We start from the raw sequence: 15,507 nt of genomic DNA, 5'->3' as shown, positions 1-15,507 counted from the left end.
CTACTCGTTGTCGTTGTACCCGCTCGCCCCCATCAGCGCCGACAGCCGCGCGGCGATGTTGCCGACGATGCCGCGCACCTGCACCACGTCGGGCGCCGACTTCTGGTCGATGCGCTCGATGTACGGCACGTTGATCGACGCAATCACGTGGTCGGCCGCGCCCATCACCGGGAACGCGATGTTGGTGATGCCGCGGGTCTGCTGGCTCGGCATGGCCGAGTAGCCGCGCGCACGCACCTCCTGAAGAATGGCGAACAGCTCGCCCGGGTCCATGTCGAGCTCGCCTTCCACGTTGCTGTGGGCGCGCAGCATGCGCGCGCGGTCGATCTCGTCGCGAAACGCCAGCAGCACGTGGCCCGACGAGGTGTCCGTGAGCCCCATCACAACGCCCACCTTGAGCCCGAACGACCAGCGCTCCGGGCTCTCGACCTGCGCGATGACGACCACGCGCCCGCCCTGGTACATGGTCAGGTGGCACGACTGGCGCGCCCGGTTGGCCAGCTCGCGCAGCAGCGGCAGCGCGGCGCTCACCAGGCTTTTCAGCGGCTGCTGGCGGTGCGCCAGCTCGAACATGCGCAGCGTGAGCGTGTAGCGGTCGTTCTCGTCGACCTGCACGTAGCCGCGCCGCTGCAGGGTCACGGCCATGCGGAAGATCTCGCTGACCTTGCGCCCCACCTTCTGCGCCAGCTCGTTGAGCGTGTAGCCCGTGGGGCTGTCGGCCAGCGCCTCCAGGATGTCCAGCCCCTTCTCCAGCGCCGGTGCGGCATAGCGCAGCGCGCCCTCGCCTTCCGGCGCGGCTTCGGCCTCCGGGCCCGTGCTCTGGCCCTGGCCTTGTTGTTCTTCCGGCGCTGGTGCTTGCTTCATTGTTCCCTGCTCAGTTCGACCATCCACCGTCGATCATATGGATCGCGCCGGTGGTGAAGGCCGATTCGTCGGACGCCAGGTACACCACCAGCGCCGCGATCTCCTCGGGCTTGCCGACGCGCCCGAGCGGCTGGCGCGCCACGAACGCGGCGCGCACGGTGGCCTCGTCGGCGCCGGCCTGCTCGGCCTGCGCCGCGATGCGGTCGCGCAGCGAGGGCGATTCCACCGTGCCGGGGCAGATGGCATTGCAGCGCACGCCCTGCTGGATGAAGTCGGCCGCCACCGCCTTGGTCAGCCCGATGACGGCCGCCTTCGACGCGCCGTAGACGAAGCGGTTGGGCACGCCCTTCACGCTCGACGCGGCCGAGGCCATGTTGATGATCGAGCCGCCGCGCTCGAGCATCGCGGGCAGGAAGGCGCGGATGGTGCGGTACATCGACTTCACGTTGAGGTCCATGCTGAAGTCCCAGTCGGCTTCCTCGCAGGCCAGGATGTTGCCGCTGTGCACGAAGCCGGCGCAGTTGAAGAGCACGTCGAGCCGCCCTGCGGTCAGCGCGAAGGCCTGCAGCGCGGCGCTGTCGCGCACGTTGAGCGTGGCCGTCTTCAGGCCCGAAAGGCCTTCTTCGCGGGCCAGCGCCGCCAGTTCGGCCAGCGCCGCCTCGTCCACGTCGGTGGCCCACACGTTGGCGCCTTCGCGCGCCAGCGCCAGTGCGCTGGCCCGGCCGATGCCCTTGCCGGCGGCGGTGACGAGGGTGTTCTTTCCTTGAACGCGGGATGTCATTGGAGCGGTGTCCTTCAGGGGTGTTTGCCGGGTGTTGATTCGCACATGTGAAATATTAATTTCACTGATGAAATTAAATATACGCGACCGCCAGACGCTAGCTGCTCCTCAAAAACCCGTGGATGCCCGCATGGGGATGAGTGATTACCCTCGAATTCGCGCAAACCCCAGCTTCCATTCAAAGCCCTCCCGTTAATCTCAATGGTGAAAACTAGTTTTACCTAAGAAAACGAGATTCACCATGCCCCACGATCCCGCACTGCTCGCCCGCCTGCAAGCCTGCTACTCCGGCATCCTTCACGACGTGATGCGTGCCGCGGGCATGCGCGACTTCACGCTGCCGCCCACGCTGCGCCCGCTGATCGCCGGCCAGAAGCTGTGCGGCCCGGCCTTCACCGTGAACGGGCGCGTCGACCCCACGGCCGATCCGCACGAGACGCTGATGGCGTGGACAGGATTCCTGTCGCGCGCCAAGCCCGGCCACATCGCCGTGATCCAGCCCAACGACTCCACCGTGTCGCACATGGGCGAGCTGTCGGCCGAGACGCTGGGCCGCAAGGGCGTGCTGGGCGTGATCGCCGACGGCGGCGTGCGCGACGCCGAATTCATCCTGCGGCAGGGCTTCCAGGTGTGGCACCGCTACTTCACGCCGCGCGACATCGTGGGCTACTGGCTGCCCGACGCGATGGACGTGCCGGTGCGCATCGGCGAGGTCACCGTGAACCCCGGCGACCTGCTGCTGGCCGACACCGACGGCGTGATCTGCCTGCCGCTGGCGCAAGCCGACGCCGTCATCACCGAGGCCGAACACATGATGGGCCGCGAGAACCTCGTGCGCAGCGCCATCCTCGCGGGCACCGACCCGCAAGAGGCCTACCTGAAGTACCGCAAGTTCTGAGCGCCGGATGCCGACCGCTCAAACCATCGACGCCCGGCTGGTGCTGCTCTCGCCCGCCGACAACTGCCTGATCGCCTGCACCCACCTGGCCGCCGGCACCGTGGTGCGGCTCGAAGGCGGCCCCGTCGCGCTCGCGAAGGACATCGGCCTGGGCCACAAGCTCGCGCGCCATGCCATCGCGGCCGGCGCCAAGGTGCTGAAGTACGACGCCGTCATCGGCAGCCTGCGCACACCGGTCGAGGCCGGCGCGCACATCCACACGCACAACCTCGACAGCGACTACACCCCGACCTACACGCTGGACGAGGGCAAGACCTTCGTCGGCCACGGCTGAGGCGCCCTTCCCCATGAACGCTCCCAACCTCCAGATCCATGGCTTCCCGCGCGCCGACGGCCGCAAGGGCATCCGCAACGTCGTGGTCGTGGCCTACCTGGTCGAGTGCGCGCACCACGTGGCGCGCGAGATCACGCTGAACTTCCGCCAGCAGGACGGCGAGAGCGAAGTGCACCTCGTCGGCTTTCCCGGCTGCTACCCCAACGCGTATGCCGAACGCATGATGGAAGCGATTGCCACGCACCCCAACGTGGGCGCGGCGCTGCTCATTTCGCTGGGCTGCGAGAGCATGAACAAGCGCAAGCTCGAGGAGGCCGTGGCCGCCTCGGGCCGGCCGGTGCACACGCTCACCATCCAGCAGAAAGGCGGCACGCGCAGCACCATCCGCGAGGGCACGCAATGGGTGCAGTGGGCACTGGCCGAACTCGCGCAGCAGCAGCGCGTGCCGATGGAGCTGAGCGAGCTGGTGGTGGGCACCATCTGCGGCGGCTCCGACGGCACCAGCGGCATCACGGCCAACCCCGCCGTGGGCCGCGCCTTCGACCTGCTGATCGAGCAGGACGCGCGCTGCATCTTCGAGGAAACCGGCGAGCTCATCGGCTGCGAGTTCCACATGCAGCGCCGCGCCGCCACGCCCGAACTGGGCGAGGCCATCGTCGAATGCGTGAACAAGGCCGCGCGCTACTACAGCACCATGGGCCACGGCAGCTTCGCGCCGGGCAATGCGGACGGCGGCCTCTCGACCATCGAGGAGAAGTCGCTGGGCGCGTACGCCAAGAGCGGCGCCTCGCCCATCAACGGCATCGTGAAGCCGGGCGACGTGCCGCCGCGGGGCGGCCTGTACCTGCTGGACGTGGTGCCCGACGGCGAGCCGCGCTTCGGCTTTCCGAACATCAGCGACAACGCGGAAATCGTGGAGCTCATCGCCTGCGGCGCGCACCTCATCCTGTTCACCACGGGGCGCGGCTCTGTGGTGGGCTCGGCCGTCTCGCCGGTCATCAAGGTCTGCGCCAATCCCGACACCTACCGCCAGCTCGGCGAGGACATGGACGTCGATGCCGGCCGCATCCTCGAAGGGCGCGGCACGCTGCAGGAGGTGGGCCAGGAGATCTTCGACGCGGTGCGCGGCGTGGCCGCTGGCGCGGCCACCAAGTCGGAGGCGCTGGGGCACCGCGAATTCATCCTGACCTACAAGGCCTTCGAACCGCTCGGCCCTTCGTGCCTGCCGCTCGCCAGCATCGCGCGCGCCGCTTGACCGGTGCAGGCGGCGCCATCGGCGCGCTTCCCGTCCTTGCCGCCTTTATCGCCCTCTCCTTCCTGGACTCCCGGAGCCCCATTCCTTGAACTACCAGTTCGATTTCGCGCCCGTGCTCGCACAGTGGCCGCTGCTGCTCGAAGGCGCATGGACCACGGTGCAGCTGTCCTTCATCGCGACCGTGCTGGGCTTTGCGCTCGGCACCGTCTGCGCACTGGGCCGCAACAGCCGCCATGGCTGGCTGCGCAACCTCACGGGCGGCTATGTGGAGGCCATTCGCAACACGCCGCTGCTGATCCAGAGCTACTTCCTGATCTTCGGCCTCTCGAGCGCGGGCGTGACGATGCCGATCATGGTGGGCGCGGTGCTCGCGCTGGTGGTGAACATCGGCGCGTACAGCTGCGAGATCATCCGCGCGGGCATCGAGTCGATCCACAAGGGCCAGCTCGAGGCGGCGCAGTGCCTCGGCCTGTCGAAGGTGCAGGTGTTCTGGCATGTGATCCTGCGGCCCGCCGTGGAGCGCGTGTACCCGGCGCTCGCGAGCCAGTTCGTGCTGCTGATGCTGGCCTCCAGCATCATGTCGTCGATCGGCGCGGAAGAGCTCTTCGGCGTGGCCAACCGCATCCAGTCGGACACCTTCCGCAACTTCGAGATCTTCATCGTGCTGTGGGTGGTGTACCTGGCGCTGTCGTACGCCATGCGCCTGGGGTTCTGGCTGCTGGGCATGCTGATCTTCCCGCGCCGGCGCAAGCTCGGCACGCCGTTGTGAAGAGGGTCTGGACATGACGTTCATGCCGGTCGAACACCTCGGCTTTCTCGTGATGGGCGCGTGGGGCACGGTGCAGCTCTCGGCGCTCGCGTTCGTGGGCGGCGGGCTCATCGGCCTGGCGGTGGCGCTGGCGCGCGTGTCGCCCATCAAGGCGGTGCGCGTGGCCGCCGCGGGCTACATCCAGGCCATCCAGGGCACGCCGCTGCTGGTGCTGATGGGCGTGTGCTTCTTCGGGCCGAACATCGTGGGCATCGGCTCGGTGCCCGCGCTGGCCGCGGCGGCGCTGGCCATCACCATCTACGCGAGCGCCTTCCTCGGCGAGATCTGGCGCGGCTGCATCCAGGCCGTGCCGCGCAGCCAGTGGGAGGCCGCCGAATGCCTGGCGCTCACGCGCTGGGAGCGCATGCGCCGCGTGATCCTGCCGCAGGCGCTGCGCATCGCGACGCCGCCCACCGTGGGCTTCCTGGTGCAGATCATCAAGAACACGTCGATCGCCTCGCTGGTGGTCGGCTACGCCGAGCTTTCGTACAACGCCAAGGTGCTGAACAACTCGACGTTCCAGCCCTTCCTGTATTTCGGGTGCGCGGTGGTGCTGTATTTCGTTCTCTGTTATCCGCTGTCGCGATGGAGTCGCGCCCTTGAAAGGAAGCTCAATGCAGCCCGTGGTTGAACTCAACGGCGTCCACAAGCACTTCGGCAAGCTGCATGTGCTGAAGGGCGTGTCGTTCTCGGTCGCGCGCGGGCAGGTGGTGGCCATCATCGGCCAGAGCGGCTCGGGCAAGAGCACGGCGCTGCGCTGCATCGACCGGCTGGAGACCATCGACAGCGGCACCATCCAGTGCTGCGGCCACGCGGTGCACGACACGGCGCTGAACCTGCGCGACCTGCGCAAGGATGTGGGCATCGTGTTCCAGAGCTACAACCTGTTCCCGCACCTCACGGTGAAGCAGAACATCACGCTGGCGCCGCAGTCGGTGAAGAAGATGAGCGCGTCCGAAGCCGGCGCCGTCGCCATGGAAGTGCTCGAGCGCGTGGGCCTGGCCGAGAAGGCCGACGCCTACCCCGAGCAGCTCTCCGGCGGCCAGCAGCAGCGCGTGGCCATCGCGCGTTCGCTCGCGATGAAGCCGCGGCTCATGCTGTTCGACGAAGTGACTTCCGCGCTCGACCCGCAGCTCACCGGCGAAGTGCTCAAGGTGATGGAGAAGCTCGCGGCCGAGGGCATGACCATGATCCTCGTGACGCACGAGATGGCGTTCGCGCGCGGCGTGGCCGACAAGGTCATCTACATGCACCAGGGGCTGGTGTGGGAGCAGGGCGACGCCAGCATCCTGAGCAACCCGCAGACGCCCGAGCTGCGCAACTTTGTCGGCACCGGGCTCTGAGTCGGGCCGCGGTCTTTCTTCTTTCCTTCCCCACAACTCCAGGAGACATTCGATGACCCGTTCCCTCTCGCTCAAGCGCCGCGGCGCATTGCTCTCGGCCTTGATGCTGGCCCTGCCGCTGGCCTTCGCCAGCGCCTCGGCGCAGGCCGACCAGCTCGACACCATCACCGCCGCCAAGAAGATCCGCGTGGCCATCGACCTGGCCGTGCCGCCCTACGGCCTGAAGGACGAGAAGCTCAACGCCACCGGCTCCGACGTGGAGACCGCGCGCCTGCTCGCGAAGAGCCTGGGCCTGGAGCTCGAGATCGTGCCGACCACCGGCGCCAACCGCATTCCGTTCCTGCAGACCGACAAGGCCGACATCGTCATCTCCAGCATGTCGGTGACGCCCGAGCGCGAGAAGGTCGTCGACTTCTCGGTGCCCTACGCCGCCATCCTGGCGGTGGTGGGCGCGCCCAAGAGCATGACCATCACCGGCCCGGCCGACCTGGCCGGCAAGAAGGTGATTGCCACGCGCGGCACCACCAACGACCAGGAGCTGACCAAGGTGCTGCCGGCCGGCGCGCAGGTGATTCGCTTCGACGACGACGCCACCTCCATCACCGCCGTGGTGAGCGGGCAGGCCGACATCTTCGCAACGGCGCCGCCGCTCCTGAAGACCATCAACGAGAAGAACCCCGCCAAGCAGATGGAGCCGAAGTTCACCATGAAGGTCAACATGCTCGCCATCGGCATGCGCAAGAACGAGCCGCGCCTGAAGGCCAGGCTCGACGACTTCGTGAAGGCGCAGCTCAAGAGCGGCGAGCTCAACACCATCTACAAGAAGTTCCACGGCGCCGACCTCCCGGCCGACGTGATGCGTAACGGAGCCTGACATGCCGGCCTCCCGGCTTTTCACTTCGCTTCGCTCCGTGTCCGTGTAATTCGCCACCTCCCGAGGAGGAGGCGCGGCTCGCCTTGGGGCGGCCCGGCGACGGCCGCCTCGTCGGCTCTCTCAGCAAAAAGGTATTCATGGCAAAGATCGACCAGGTCGAGATCGCGCAGATCGACATCGCGCCCAAGGTCAAGCGCACCGACGCCATCCAGTCCTTCGTGACGCAGGAGACCGTGATGGTCACCGTGCGCTGCGACGACGGCTCGGCGGGCACGGGCTACACGTACACCATCGGCACGGGCGGCTCGTCCATCGTGGCGCTGCTGCACGACCACCTGGTGCCGCGCCTGATCGGGCGCGACCCGCAGCAGTACGAGGCCATCTGGCGCGACCTGTTCTTCCACACGCACGCCACCGCCGTGGGCGCCATCACCAGCCTGGCGCTGGCGGCCGTCGACACCGCGCTGTGGGACCGCAACGCGCGCGCGGCGGGCCTGCCGCTGTGGCGCCTGGCCGGCGGTGCGCAGCCGCGCGTGCCGGTCTACACGACCGAGGGCGGCTGGCTGCACATCGAGCCCGCGCAGCTGGTGGAGCAGACGCTGGCCGCGAAGGCCGACGGCTTCCTGGGCGCGAAGATCAAGGTCGGCAAGCCGCACGTGGCGCAGGACATCGCGCGCCTGTCGGCGGTGCGCGAGGCCGTGGGCGCCGACTTCGAGCTGATGGTCGACGCCAACCAGAGCTTCACCGTGGCCGAGGCCATTCGCCGCGCGCGCCAGTACGCGCCGCTCGACCTTGCATGGTTCGAGGAGCCGATGCCGGCCGAGCACGTGCGCGGGCATGCGCAGTTGCTGGCCAGCACCAGCGTGCCGATCGCGGTGGGCGAGTCGATGTACCACCCCTCGCAGTTCGCGGAATACATCCAGCAGGGCGCCTGCTCGATCGTGCAGGCCGACGTGGCGCGCGTGGGCGGCATCACGCCGTGGCTGAAGATCGCGCACCTCGCGGAGGCGCACAACATCGCGATGTGCCCGCACTTCCTGATGGAGCTGCACGTGAGCCTGTGCGCGGCGGTGCCGAATGCGCGCTGGGTGGAATACATCCCGCAGCTCGACGACCTCACGACCAGCCGGCTGCGCATCGAGGGCGGCCATGCGGTGGCGCCGGAGACTCCGGGGCTGGGCATCGAGTGGGACGCCGACCAGCTGAAGGCGCGGCGCAAGTTCGCGCCGATCGTGGTGCGCGAAGGCTGAGGGCGAAGGCTGAAGAGGAGGGCGGCTCAGCCCGCTTCGAGCAGGCGTTGCAGCGCCTTGAGATCGCGCGCGATCCATTCGGCGTCGCGCGCGAAGGCCGCATCGTCCATGTGCGGCTGGCGCAGCAGCGTGAACTGGAATTCGCAAGTGCCGGGCGCCACGCCGATCACGCGGAACGGCAGGTAGACCTCGGGCACGCCTTCGGGCGCGACCCAGTGGTCGAGCACGCCGAGCTCGTTGGGCGGCGCGAAGCGCATGCGGGCGTCGCCGCTTTCGGGCGTGCGCACGCTCCAGTGGTCGCCGTGCGGCACCAGCGCGCTCTTCGCGAGGCCGCTGGCCCAGTCGGGCAGCCGCGCCGGGTCGGCCGCCAGCGCGTAGGCGCGGCGCCAGTCGCAGTTCACGCGCTGCGTGACGACACGGGACTGCGCGGAAGGGTTGTCATTCGTCGGTTTCATCGAAATCGCTCCTGAGCACCTTGGAAACGACAGCGCCCGAGAAACCGCGCGCCATCAGGAATCGCATCTGCCGGGCCCGCTCCTTCGCGTCGGCGGGCGGGGCGTCGAAGCGGCGGCGCCACAGGGCCGTGGCGCGCTCGACTTCGGTCTCCTGCAAACCGGCCACCGCCTCGGCGATGGCCTCGGGCGCGATGCCCTTGGCCTGCAGTTCCTGCTTCACCCGCAACGCGCCCGAACGGGCCGCGCGCTGGTTGATCACCGAGGCCACCACGCGCGGCTCGCTGATGAAGTCCTTGGCGGCTAGCTCGTCGAGCGCCTGGGCCAGCGTGCCGGGCTCTTCCTCGTGCCTGGCCAGCTTGCGCTCCAGCTCCGTTCGCGAATGCTCGCGCTGGCTCAGCAGGCGCAGGGCGCGGCCTTTGAGGGAAGGGGCGTTGAATGCCATTCGGGGGGACGCTCGCGCCGCCCCGAAGAGCCGCGCCTGGGCTTACTCGCCCTTGTCTGCCTTCTCGGCCTTGTCCGCCTTGTCCGCCTTGTCCGCCTTGGCGGCCTTCTGCGGCTTCTCGGGCGTGGCGCCGGCATCGGCGGCCAGCAGCGGAATGCCCAGCGACTCGCGCACCTTGTTCTCGATCTCGCGCGACAGCTCCGGGTTCTCGCGCAGGAACTCGCGGGCGTTGTCGCGGCCCTGGCCGATCTTCTCGCCGTTGTAGGCGTACCAGGCGCCCGACTTGTCGACGATCTTGGCGGTCACGCCCATGTCGATGATCTCGCCTTCGCGGCTGATGCCCTCGCCGAACAGGATGTCGAACTCCGCCGTCTTGAACGGGGGCGACACCTTGTTCTTCACCACCTTCACCTTGGTTTCGTTGCCGATGGCCTCGTCGCCCTTCTTGATGGTGCCGATGCGGCGGATGTCCAGGCGCACCGAGGCGTAGAACTTCAGCGCATTGCCGCCGGTGGTGGTTTCGGGCGAGCCGAACATCACGCCGATCTTCATGCGGATCTGGTTGATGAAGATGACCATGCAGTTGGTCTTCTTGATGGTGGCCGTGAGCTTGCGCAGCGCCTGGCTCATCAGGCGGGCCTGCAGGCCGGGCAGCGAGTCGCCCATTTCGCCTTCGATTTCGGCCTTGGGCGTGAGCGCGGCGACCGAGTCGACCACGATCAGGTCGACGGCACCGGAGCGCACCAGCGAGTCGACGATTTCCAGGGCCTGTTCGCCGGTGTCGGGCTGGCTGATCAGCAGGTCCGACAGGTTCACGCCGAGCTTCTGGGCGTATTGCACGTCGAGCGCGTGCTCGGCGTCGACGAAGGCGCAGGTGCCGGCCTGCTTCTGCATGGAGGCGATGACCTGCAGCGTGAGCGTGGTCTTGCCCGACGATTCAGGGCCGTAGATTTCCACGACGCGACCGCGCGGCAGGCCGCCGACGCCCAGGGCGATATCCAGGCCCAGCGAGCCGGTGGAGACCACCTGGATGTCTTCGAGCGCCTCGCCTTCGCCGAGCCGCATGATCGTGCCCTTGCCGAACTGCTTTTCGATCTGGGCCAGCGCGGCCTGGAGGGCCTTGGCCTTTTCACTGTTGGCGACCGAGATGCTTGCGCCCTTGACGACTGCGTCCATGTGGAAATCTCCTTGAAAATCAACGGTTTGTGTGAAGTGCGGGTCCATCTGCTTTTAACTACAGGCTGGATGCTTGAACAGTAGTGTAGGGGCTGATGCTTTGGTAAAAGCTCATTTTTTGGTCAGTTTGCTTTACCATTTAGAGCCATGGCCGACACCGCCTTTCCGACCGATCCCGACGCCTGGCGCCAGACCCACCTGGGCCGCCTGCTGGGCCATGCGATGCGCCGTTTCGACGAGCGCGTGCTCGAACTCATGGCGCACGACGTCGACGTGCCGCTGGCCTTGTCGAACCTCGCGGCGCGCGCGCAGATCAGCGCCGCGCACATCCACATCACGCGGCATCTCGCGCGCGAAGGTTCGCGCCTGACCGAGCTGGCCGAGCGCGCCGGCATGACCAAGCAGGCGATGGGCGCGCTGGTCGACCAGTGCGAGGCCTGGGGGCTGGTGACGCGCGGCCCCGATCCGCTCGACGCGCGCGCGCGGCGCGTGCTCTTCACGGCCGACGGGCTGGCCTGGCTGGACGCCTTTCGCGGCGCGGTGACGCAGGCCGAACGCGAGTTCCGCAGCAGCGTGGGAAACGACATTGCCACCGTGGTAACCATCGGACTCGAAGCCTATACGGCGGGCTAGACTCGCCGCAGAGACAAATGTGAACGGCGCCGGCGTGGCGCCCGACACCTGAAACAGGCCGGAGGTGGCGCATATGCGGATTCTGATTGCCGAAGACGACCAGGTGCTGGCCGATGCCCTGCTGCGCAGCCTGCGCACCTCGGGCGCGGCGGTCGACCACGTGGCCAATGGCTCGCAGGCCGACACCGCGCTCATGACCCATGACGAGTTCGACCTGCTGATCCTCGACCTCGGGCTGCCCAGCCTGCACGGCATCGAGATCCTGAAGCGCCTGCGCGCGCGCGGCTCGCAGCTGCCGGTGCTGGTGCTCACCGCGGCCGACAGCGTGGAAGAACGCGTGAAGGGCCTGGACCACGGCGCCGACGACTACATGGCCAAGCCCTTCAGCCTGCAGGAGCTCGAGGCGCGCGTGCGCGCCCTCACGCGGCGCGGCATGGGCACCACCAGCAACGCGATCCGCCACGGCCCGCTGGTCTACGACCAGGCCGGCCGCGTGGCGACCATCGACGGCAAGATGATCGAGCTGTCGGCGCGAGAGCTCGGCCTGCTCGAGGTGCTGCTGCAGCGCGCCGGCCGGCTGGTCAGCAAGGACCAGCTGGTCGACCGGCTCTGCGAATGGGGCGAGGAGGTGAGCCTCAACGCCATCGAGGTGTACATCCACCGGCTGCGCAAGAAGATAGAGAAGGGGCCGGTGCGCATCGCGACGGTGCGCGGGCTGGGCTACTGCCTGGAGAAGATCCAGAACTGAGGCCGGGCTCGCCGGCCTCGGTTGCCTCGGTTGCGTTGTGCCGCGCGGTCAGGGCTGCTTGCGCAGGCCCGCCGACAGCATCGCCCCGTCGCCGGACTTCACCAGGAACATGATGCTGCGGAAGAAGCCGTTGCTGTCGTAGGTGCCCGCAGGCACCAGCCCGATGGCGGCCGGGCCCGCATAGGGGAGGCCGGTGCGCAGCTGGCAGGCATCCTTCGCGTCGGTGGCTGCATTGACCGCGGTCATCTTCAAGCCGTACATGTTCTTGGCCGTGCCGGCTTGCGCCAGCGCGATGGTGCCGGAGAGGGTGCAGCTGCCCACCCGCACGCCCGACGTGGTGCCCGTGAACGCGCCCTTCGCATCGACCTCGATCGATACGCCGATGCCGAAGCTCCTGTCCGCATTGGCCCACTTGCCGGCCACGCTGTCCTGCGAGACCGCCAGGGCGTTTTCCGCGGCGTAGCCCAGTGGCCCGAAGGCCGTGCTTTCACGCGAGCCGTAGGCGTAGCTGCCCTTCATCGATTTCTTCGCCTCGAAGGTGCCCGAGCCCGTGACGGGCGAGGCATCGGTGAAGTCGTACTGCGTGTCGGGGTTGAAGGACCAGTCGGGGCCCGTGACCTTGAGCGAGCCCCACAGCGTGCCGACGTTGAACTTGGTGGCGATCGACCCGTCGGCGCCGACGAAGGTGAGGTTGAGCAACGCGCCGTAGATGCCCTCGCTGTCGTTGCCCACCGCGGCGGTGGAGCCGGGCTGCGGCGCGCTCAGCAACGGCAGCGGCTCGCTGCCGGCGACCGGATCGCGGTTCGGTGCGGGCACCGGCGCGGGCGCGGGTGAAGGCGCGGGGGCAGGGGCGTTCGCGGCCAGCACCGGCAGCATCGGCATGCCGCCCCCTGCGCCGCCACCGCCTCCTCCACAGCCCGCGAGCCCTGCGGCGCACACGGACGCGACGATCCACAACGGCTGCGCACAGCCGCCCAATGAATGGGTCTTCATGACTCTCTCCCTGAGGTTTTTTTATTTGCAGAAACTGCACGCAGAGACTACAACCGGGCAGCCGCGCAGACGCCCGCCGGGCACGGCGGCGCCTCCCACTAAATCACGCCCGCCGACGATTTCTCTCGGCTCCCAGGAACCGATTCTTGAAGCTCTTCCAGCGCGCCCAGCGCTCCCTGTTCGGCGAAATCCTCGACTGGATGCTCACGCCGCTGCTGCTGCTGGTGCCGGTGAGCATCGGCGTCACGTACCTGGTGGCGCAGGGCATCGCCAACGCGCCCTTCGACCGCGCGCTCGAGCACAACGTGAAAGCGCTGGCCGAGCTGGTGACGGTGAAGGAAGGGCACACGCAGTTCGTGCTGTCGCAGTCGGCGCGCGAAATATTGCGGGCCGACGATGCCGGCCACGTGTATTACCAGCTGCTCGACGGCCACGGCACGCTGCTGAGCGGCGAGCGCGACATTCCGCAGCCCAACCTCGACGAGCCGCTGCCGCCCAACCAGGTGTTCCTGCACAACAGCGACGTGCACGGCCTGCCGGTGCGCGTGGCCTCGCTGTGGCTCGCCAGCGGCGTGGACGACGTGCCGCCCACGCTGCTGCAGCTGGCCGAGACGCGCGAGAAGCAGTCGGTGCTGGCGGCCGAGATCATCAAGGGCGTGCTGCTGCCGCAGTTCGCGATCCTGCCGCTGGCGGTGCTCTTGATCTGGCTGGCGCTGGTGCGCGGCATCAAGCCGCTGTCGGTGGTGGAGGCGCGCATCCGCGAGCGGCGCCCGGGCGACCTGAGCCCGCTCGACGAGTCGTCGGTGCCGCTCGAGGTGGTGCCGCTGGTGTCGTCGGTGAACGAGCTGCTCGACAAGCTCAACGACTCCATCGGCACGCAGAAGCGCTTCCTGGCCGACGCGGCGCACCAGCTGAAGACGCCGCTGGCGGGCCTGCGCATGCAGGCCGACCTGGCGCAGCGCGAGGGCGCCAATGCCGACGAGCTGAAGCAGTCGCTCAAGCAGATCGGCCGCGCCAGCAAGCGCGCCACGCACACGGTGAACCAGTTGCTGTCGCTGGCGCGCGCCGAAGGCAACAGCGCCAACGCGCACCACCAGCCCTGCGACCTGGCGCGTCTCACCATCGAGGTGGTGCGCGAGGCCGTGCCGCGCGCCATAGAAAAGCGCATCGACCTGGGCTACGACGGCGCCGAAGCGGGCGCGCCGGGCGTGATGTTCGACGGCAACCAGACGCTGCTGAAGGAGCTGGTGCGCAACCTGGTCGACAACGCGATCAACTACACGCCCTCGACGCCGGAGCGCCCCGGCCTGATCACCGTGCGCGTGCTGGCCGACCCCTTCGGCCACGTGCTGCTGCTGCAGGTCGAGGACAACGGCCCGGGCATCGCCGAGGCCGACCGCGAGCTGGTGTTCGAGCCGTTCTACCGCGTGCTCGGCAACGAGGCCGACGGCTCGGGGCTGGGCTTGCCGATCGTGCGGGAGATCGCCAACCAGCACCGCGCGCGGGTGAAGCTGGAGGACGCGCACCCCGGCAAGCATCCGCCGGGCGCGCTGTTCACGGTGCGCTTCGAGGGCGAGACGCCCGCCTGATCCGCGCGTTCAGGTCAAGGTCAAGGTCAAGGCGCCGGGGCCAAGGCCGGTGCCGGCGCTGCGGTCTTCGCTTCCTTGCGCAGCTGCAACCACTCGGGGTGGATCTGGCGCGACAGGCGCTGCGGCTCGCGCTCGTTGATGCTGGCGGGCGCCAGGCCGAAACCCGCGAGGTCGCCACGCGCCCACAGGAAGTAGCCGGCGTTGGCCAGCAACATGACGATGAGCAGTAGGCGCAGTTTCATGGGAGGTTCAGAAAGCCATGCCGCGAGGGCGCACGCTCACTTCGTCGCTGGAGATCAGCTGCAGCCCGGCGTCGGTGCGCACCTGCAGCTCGCCGCCCCAGGCCACGCCTTCGCACAGGCCGGCGGTGCCGTCGCTGAGCGCCACTTCGCGCCCGCGCAGCACGTCGCGCGTGGCGAAGCGTTCGGCAAACGGGCCGAAGCCGCGGGCTTCGAACGCGAGCACGCTGCGCACCAGCGGCGCGGCCAGCTCGGCCAGCACCTCGGGCGCGCGGGCCTCGGGGCGCCACTGGCGCAGCCAGGCCGGTGGCGTGCGCATGCCATCGCCTTCGCGCGCGCCGATGTTCAGGCCGATGCCGATGACCAGGTAGCGCGCCGCATCGGCGCGGCCGGTGGAGGGCATGGCGGTCTCGATCAGGATGCCGGCCAGCTTGCGGTCGTTCACCCACACGTCGTTGGGCCACTTCAGGCCGACCTTGTGTTCGCCCGTGGGGTCGAGGCTCTCGGCCACGGCCACGCCCACGGCCAGCGACAGGCCCGACCAGTCGGCGGGTGCCAGCGGCATGCCCAGCGAGAACACGAGCGAGGCCGACGCTTCCTGCTGCGGCGCGCTCTGCCAGGGGCGCCCGAGCCGGCCGCGGCCGGCGGTCTGGCGCTCGGCCACGAGCAGCACGGGCTCGGCACGGCCGGCGCGCGCGCGGCGCATGAGCTCGGTGTTGGTGGAGTCGATCTCGGCCACCGCCTCGACCGCGAAGCCGGGCAGCAGCGGCGCGACCGACGCGGCGATCCGGTCTTCGAACCAGGCGGCCGTGGTGCTTGTCATGG

19 protein-coding genes are annotated in these 15,507 nt (G+C 68.7%); 11 read left to right on the top strand and 8 right to left on the bottom strand.

The features are described 5' to 3' along the window. Both BM004_RS17790 and BM004_RS17785 read right to left on the bottom strand, forming a co-directional pair. Positions 1 to 864: an IclR family transcriptional regulator gene (locus BM004_RS17790; protein ID WP_093215420.1), complete on the bottom strand. Its 864-nt coding sequence runs from the start codon at positions 862 to 864 to the stop codon at positions 1 to 3. A gap of 10 nt (positions 865 to 874) precedes the next feature. Beyond that, positions 875 to 1,645: an SDR family oxidoreductase gene (locus BM004_RS17785; protein ID WP_093215417.1), complete on the bottom strand. Its 771-nt coding sequence runs from the start codon at positions 1,643 to 1,645 to the stop codon at positions 875 to 877. A gap of 241 nt (positions 1,646 to 1,886) precedes the next feature. Here BM004_RS17785 and BM004_RS17780 point away from each other — a divergent pair, with 241 nt between their 5' ends. The 8 genes from BM004_RS17780 (at position 1,887) to BM004_RS17745 (ending at position 8,407) form a co-directional block, all read left to right on the top strand. Beyond that, positions 1,887 to 2,543: an RraA family protein gene (locus tag BM004_RS17780; RefSeq protein ID WP_093215414.1), complete on the top strand. Its 657-nt coding sequence runs from the start codon at positions 1,887 to 1,889 to the stop codon at positions 2,541 to 2,543. A 7-nt stretch (positions 2,544 to 2,550) separates the two neighbouring features. Then, positions 2,551 to 2,877, top strand: a complete 327-nt coding sequence (locus tag BM004_RS17775) for a UxaA family hydrolase (protein ID WP_093215412.1) — start codon at positions 2,551 to 2,553, stop codon at positions 2,875 to 2,877. Between the two features lie 13 nt (positions 2,878 to 2,890). Continuing rightward, a complete protein-coding gene (locus tag BM004_RS17770; RefSeq protein ID WP_093215409.1) occupies positions 2,891 to 4,132 on the top strand; it encodes a UxaA family hydrolase in 1,242 nt (413 codons plus the stop codon). Positions 4,133 to 4,217: 85 nt separating this feature from the next. Then, on the top strand, positions 4,218 to 4,901 hold the full coding sequence (locus tag BM004_RS17765; protein ID WP_093215406.1) for an amino acid ABC transporter permease: 684 nt from the start codon (positions 4,218 to 4,220) through the stop codon (positions 4,899 to 4,901). 22 nt (positions 4,902 to 4,923) lie between these two features. Continuing rightward, the gene (locus BM004_RS17760) at positions 4,924 to 5,571 is read left to right on the top strand and encodes an amino acid ABC transporter permease (RefSeq protein WP_218152705.1); all 648 of its coding nucleotides are present in this window, start codon (positions 4,924 to 4,926) and stop codon (positions 5,569 to 5,571) included. Then, a complete protein-coding gene (locus tag BM004_RS17755) occupies positions 5,555 to 6,283 on the top strand; it encodes an amino acid ABC transporter ATP-binding protein (RefSeq protein ID WP_093215400.1) in 729 nt (242 codons plus the stop codon). Before BM004_RS17760 ends, BM004_RS17755 begins: the two co-directional genes overlap by 17 nt. 52 nt (positions 6,284 to 6,335) lie before the next feature. Then, positions 6,336 to 7,157, top strand: a complete 822-nt coding sequence (locus BM004_RS17750; RefSeq protein WP_093215398.1) for a transporter substrate-binding domain-containing protein — start codon at positions 6,336 to 6,338, stop codon at positions 7,155 to 7,157. A gap of 137 nt (positions 7,158 to 7,294) precedes the next feature. Then, positions 7,295 to 8,407: a mandelate racemase/muconate lactonizing enzyme family protein gene (locus tag BM004_RS17745; protein WP_093128967.1), complete on the top strand. Its 1,113-nt coding sequence runs from the start codon at positions 7,295 to 7,297 to the stop codon at positions 8,405 to 8,407. 26 nt (positions 8,408 to 8,433) lie between these two features. Here the strand turns inward: BM004_RS17745 and BM004_RS17740 are convergent, their stop codons facing one another. The 3 genes from BM004_RS17740 to recA are packed head-to-tail and all read right to left on the bottom strand — an operon-like array spanning position 8,434 to position 10,480. Continuing rightward, entirely contained in the window at positions 8,434 to 8,862 is a 429-nt protein-coding gene (locus BM004_RS17740; RefSeq protein ID WP_093215395.1) for a polyketide cyclase, read from the bottom strand. Further along, complete coding sequence (gene recX / locus BM004_RS17735) at positions 8,846 to 9,304, bottom strand: recombination regulator RecX (RefSeq protein WP_093215392.1); 459 nt, start codon at positions 9,302 to 9,304, stop codon at positions 8,846 to 8,848. Before recX ends, BM004_RS17740 begins: the two co-directional genes overlap by 17 nt. A gap of 42 nt (positions 9,305 to 9,346) precedes the next feature. Then, positions 9,347 to 10,480, bottom strand: coding sequence for a recombinase RecA (gene recA, locus BM004_RS17730; protein WP_093215389.1), 1,134 nt, complete (start codon positions 10,478 to 10,480; stop codon positions 9,347 to 9,349). A 147-nt stretch (positions 10,481 to 10,627) separates the two neighbouring features. Here recA and BM004_RS17725 point away from each other — a divergent pair, with 147 nt between their 5' ends. Continuing rightward, on the top strand, positions 10,628 to 11,113 hold the full coding sequence (locus tag BM004_RS17725; RefSeq protein ID WP_093215386.1) for a MarR family winged helix-turn-helix transcriptional regulator: 486 nt from the start codon (positions 10,628 to 10,630) through the stop codon (positions 11,111 to 11,113). Positions 11,114 to 11,186: 73 nt separating this feature from the next. Next, on the top strand, positions 11,187 to 11,861 hold the full coding sequence (locus tag BM004_RS17720) for a response regulator transcription factor (protein ID WP_093128962.1): 675 nt from the start codon (positions 11,187 to 11,189) through the stop codon (positions 11,859 to 11,861). A 48-nt stretch (positions 11,862 to 11,909) separates the two neighbouring features. On the opposite strand, the gene BM004_RS17715 is transcribed toward BM004_RS17720, so the two are convergent. Continuing rightward, on the bottom strand, positions 11,910 to 12,854 hold the full coding sequence (locus tag BM004_RS17715) for a hypothetical protein (protein ID WP_143072445.1): 945 nt from the start codon (positions 12,852 to 12,854) through the stop codon (positions 11,910 to 11,912). Between the two features lie 146 nt (positions 12,855 to 13,000). Here BM004_RS17715 and BM004_RS17710 point away from each other — a divergent pair, with 146 nt between their 5' ends. Further along, on the top strand, positions 13,001 to 14,443 hold the full coding sequence (locus BM004_RS17710; RefSeq protein WP_093128960.1) for a sensor histidine kinase: 1,443 nt from the start codon (positions 13,001 to 13,003) through the stop codon (positions 14,441 to 14,443). A gap of 26 nt (positions 14,444 to 14,469) precedes the next feature. On the opposite strand, the gene BM004_RS17705 is transcribed toward BM004_RS17710, so the two are convergent. After that, positions 14,470 to 14,685: a sporulation protein gene (locus tag BM004_RS17705; protein WP_093215381.1), complete on the bottom strand. Its 216-nt coding sequence runs from the start codon at positions 14,683 to 14,685 to the stop codon at positions 14,470 to 14,472. A 7-nt stretch (positions 14,686 to 14,692) separates the two neighbouring features. Continuing rightward, positions 14,693 to 15,505 carry a biotin--[acetyl-CoA-carboxylase] ligase gene (locus tag BM004_RS17700; RefSeq protein ID WP_093215378.1) on the bottom strand — a complete coding sequence of 271 codons (813 nt, stop codon included), beginning with the start codon at positions 15,503 to 15,505 and terminating at the stop codon, positions 14,693 to 14,695. Between the last annotated feature and the right edge of the window lie 2 nt (positions 15,506 to 15,507).

It is taken from the genome of Variovorax sp. OK212, assembly GCF_900112425.1.
Taxonomy (GTDB): domain Bacteria; phylum Pseudomonadota; class Gammaproteobacteria; order Burkholderiales; family Burkholderiaceae_C; genus Variovorax.
The sequence above is the reverse complement of the archived record's forward strand: the minus strand, read 5'-3'. Positions and strand labels throughout refer to the sequence as shown.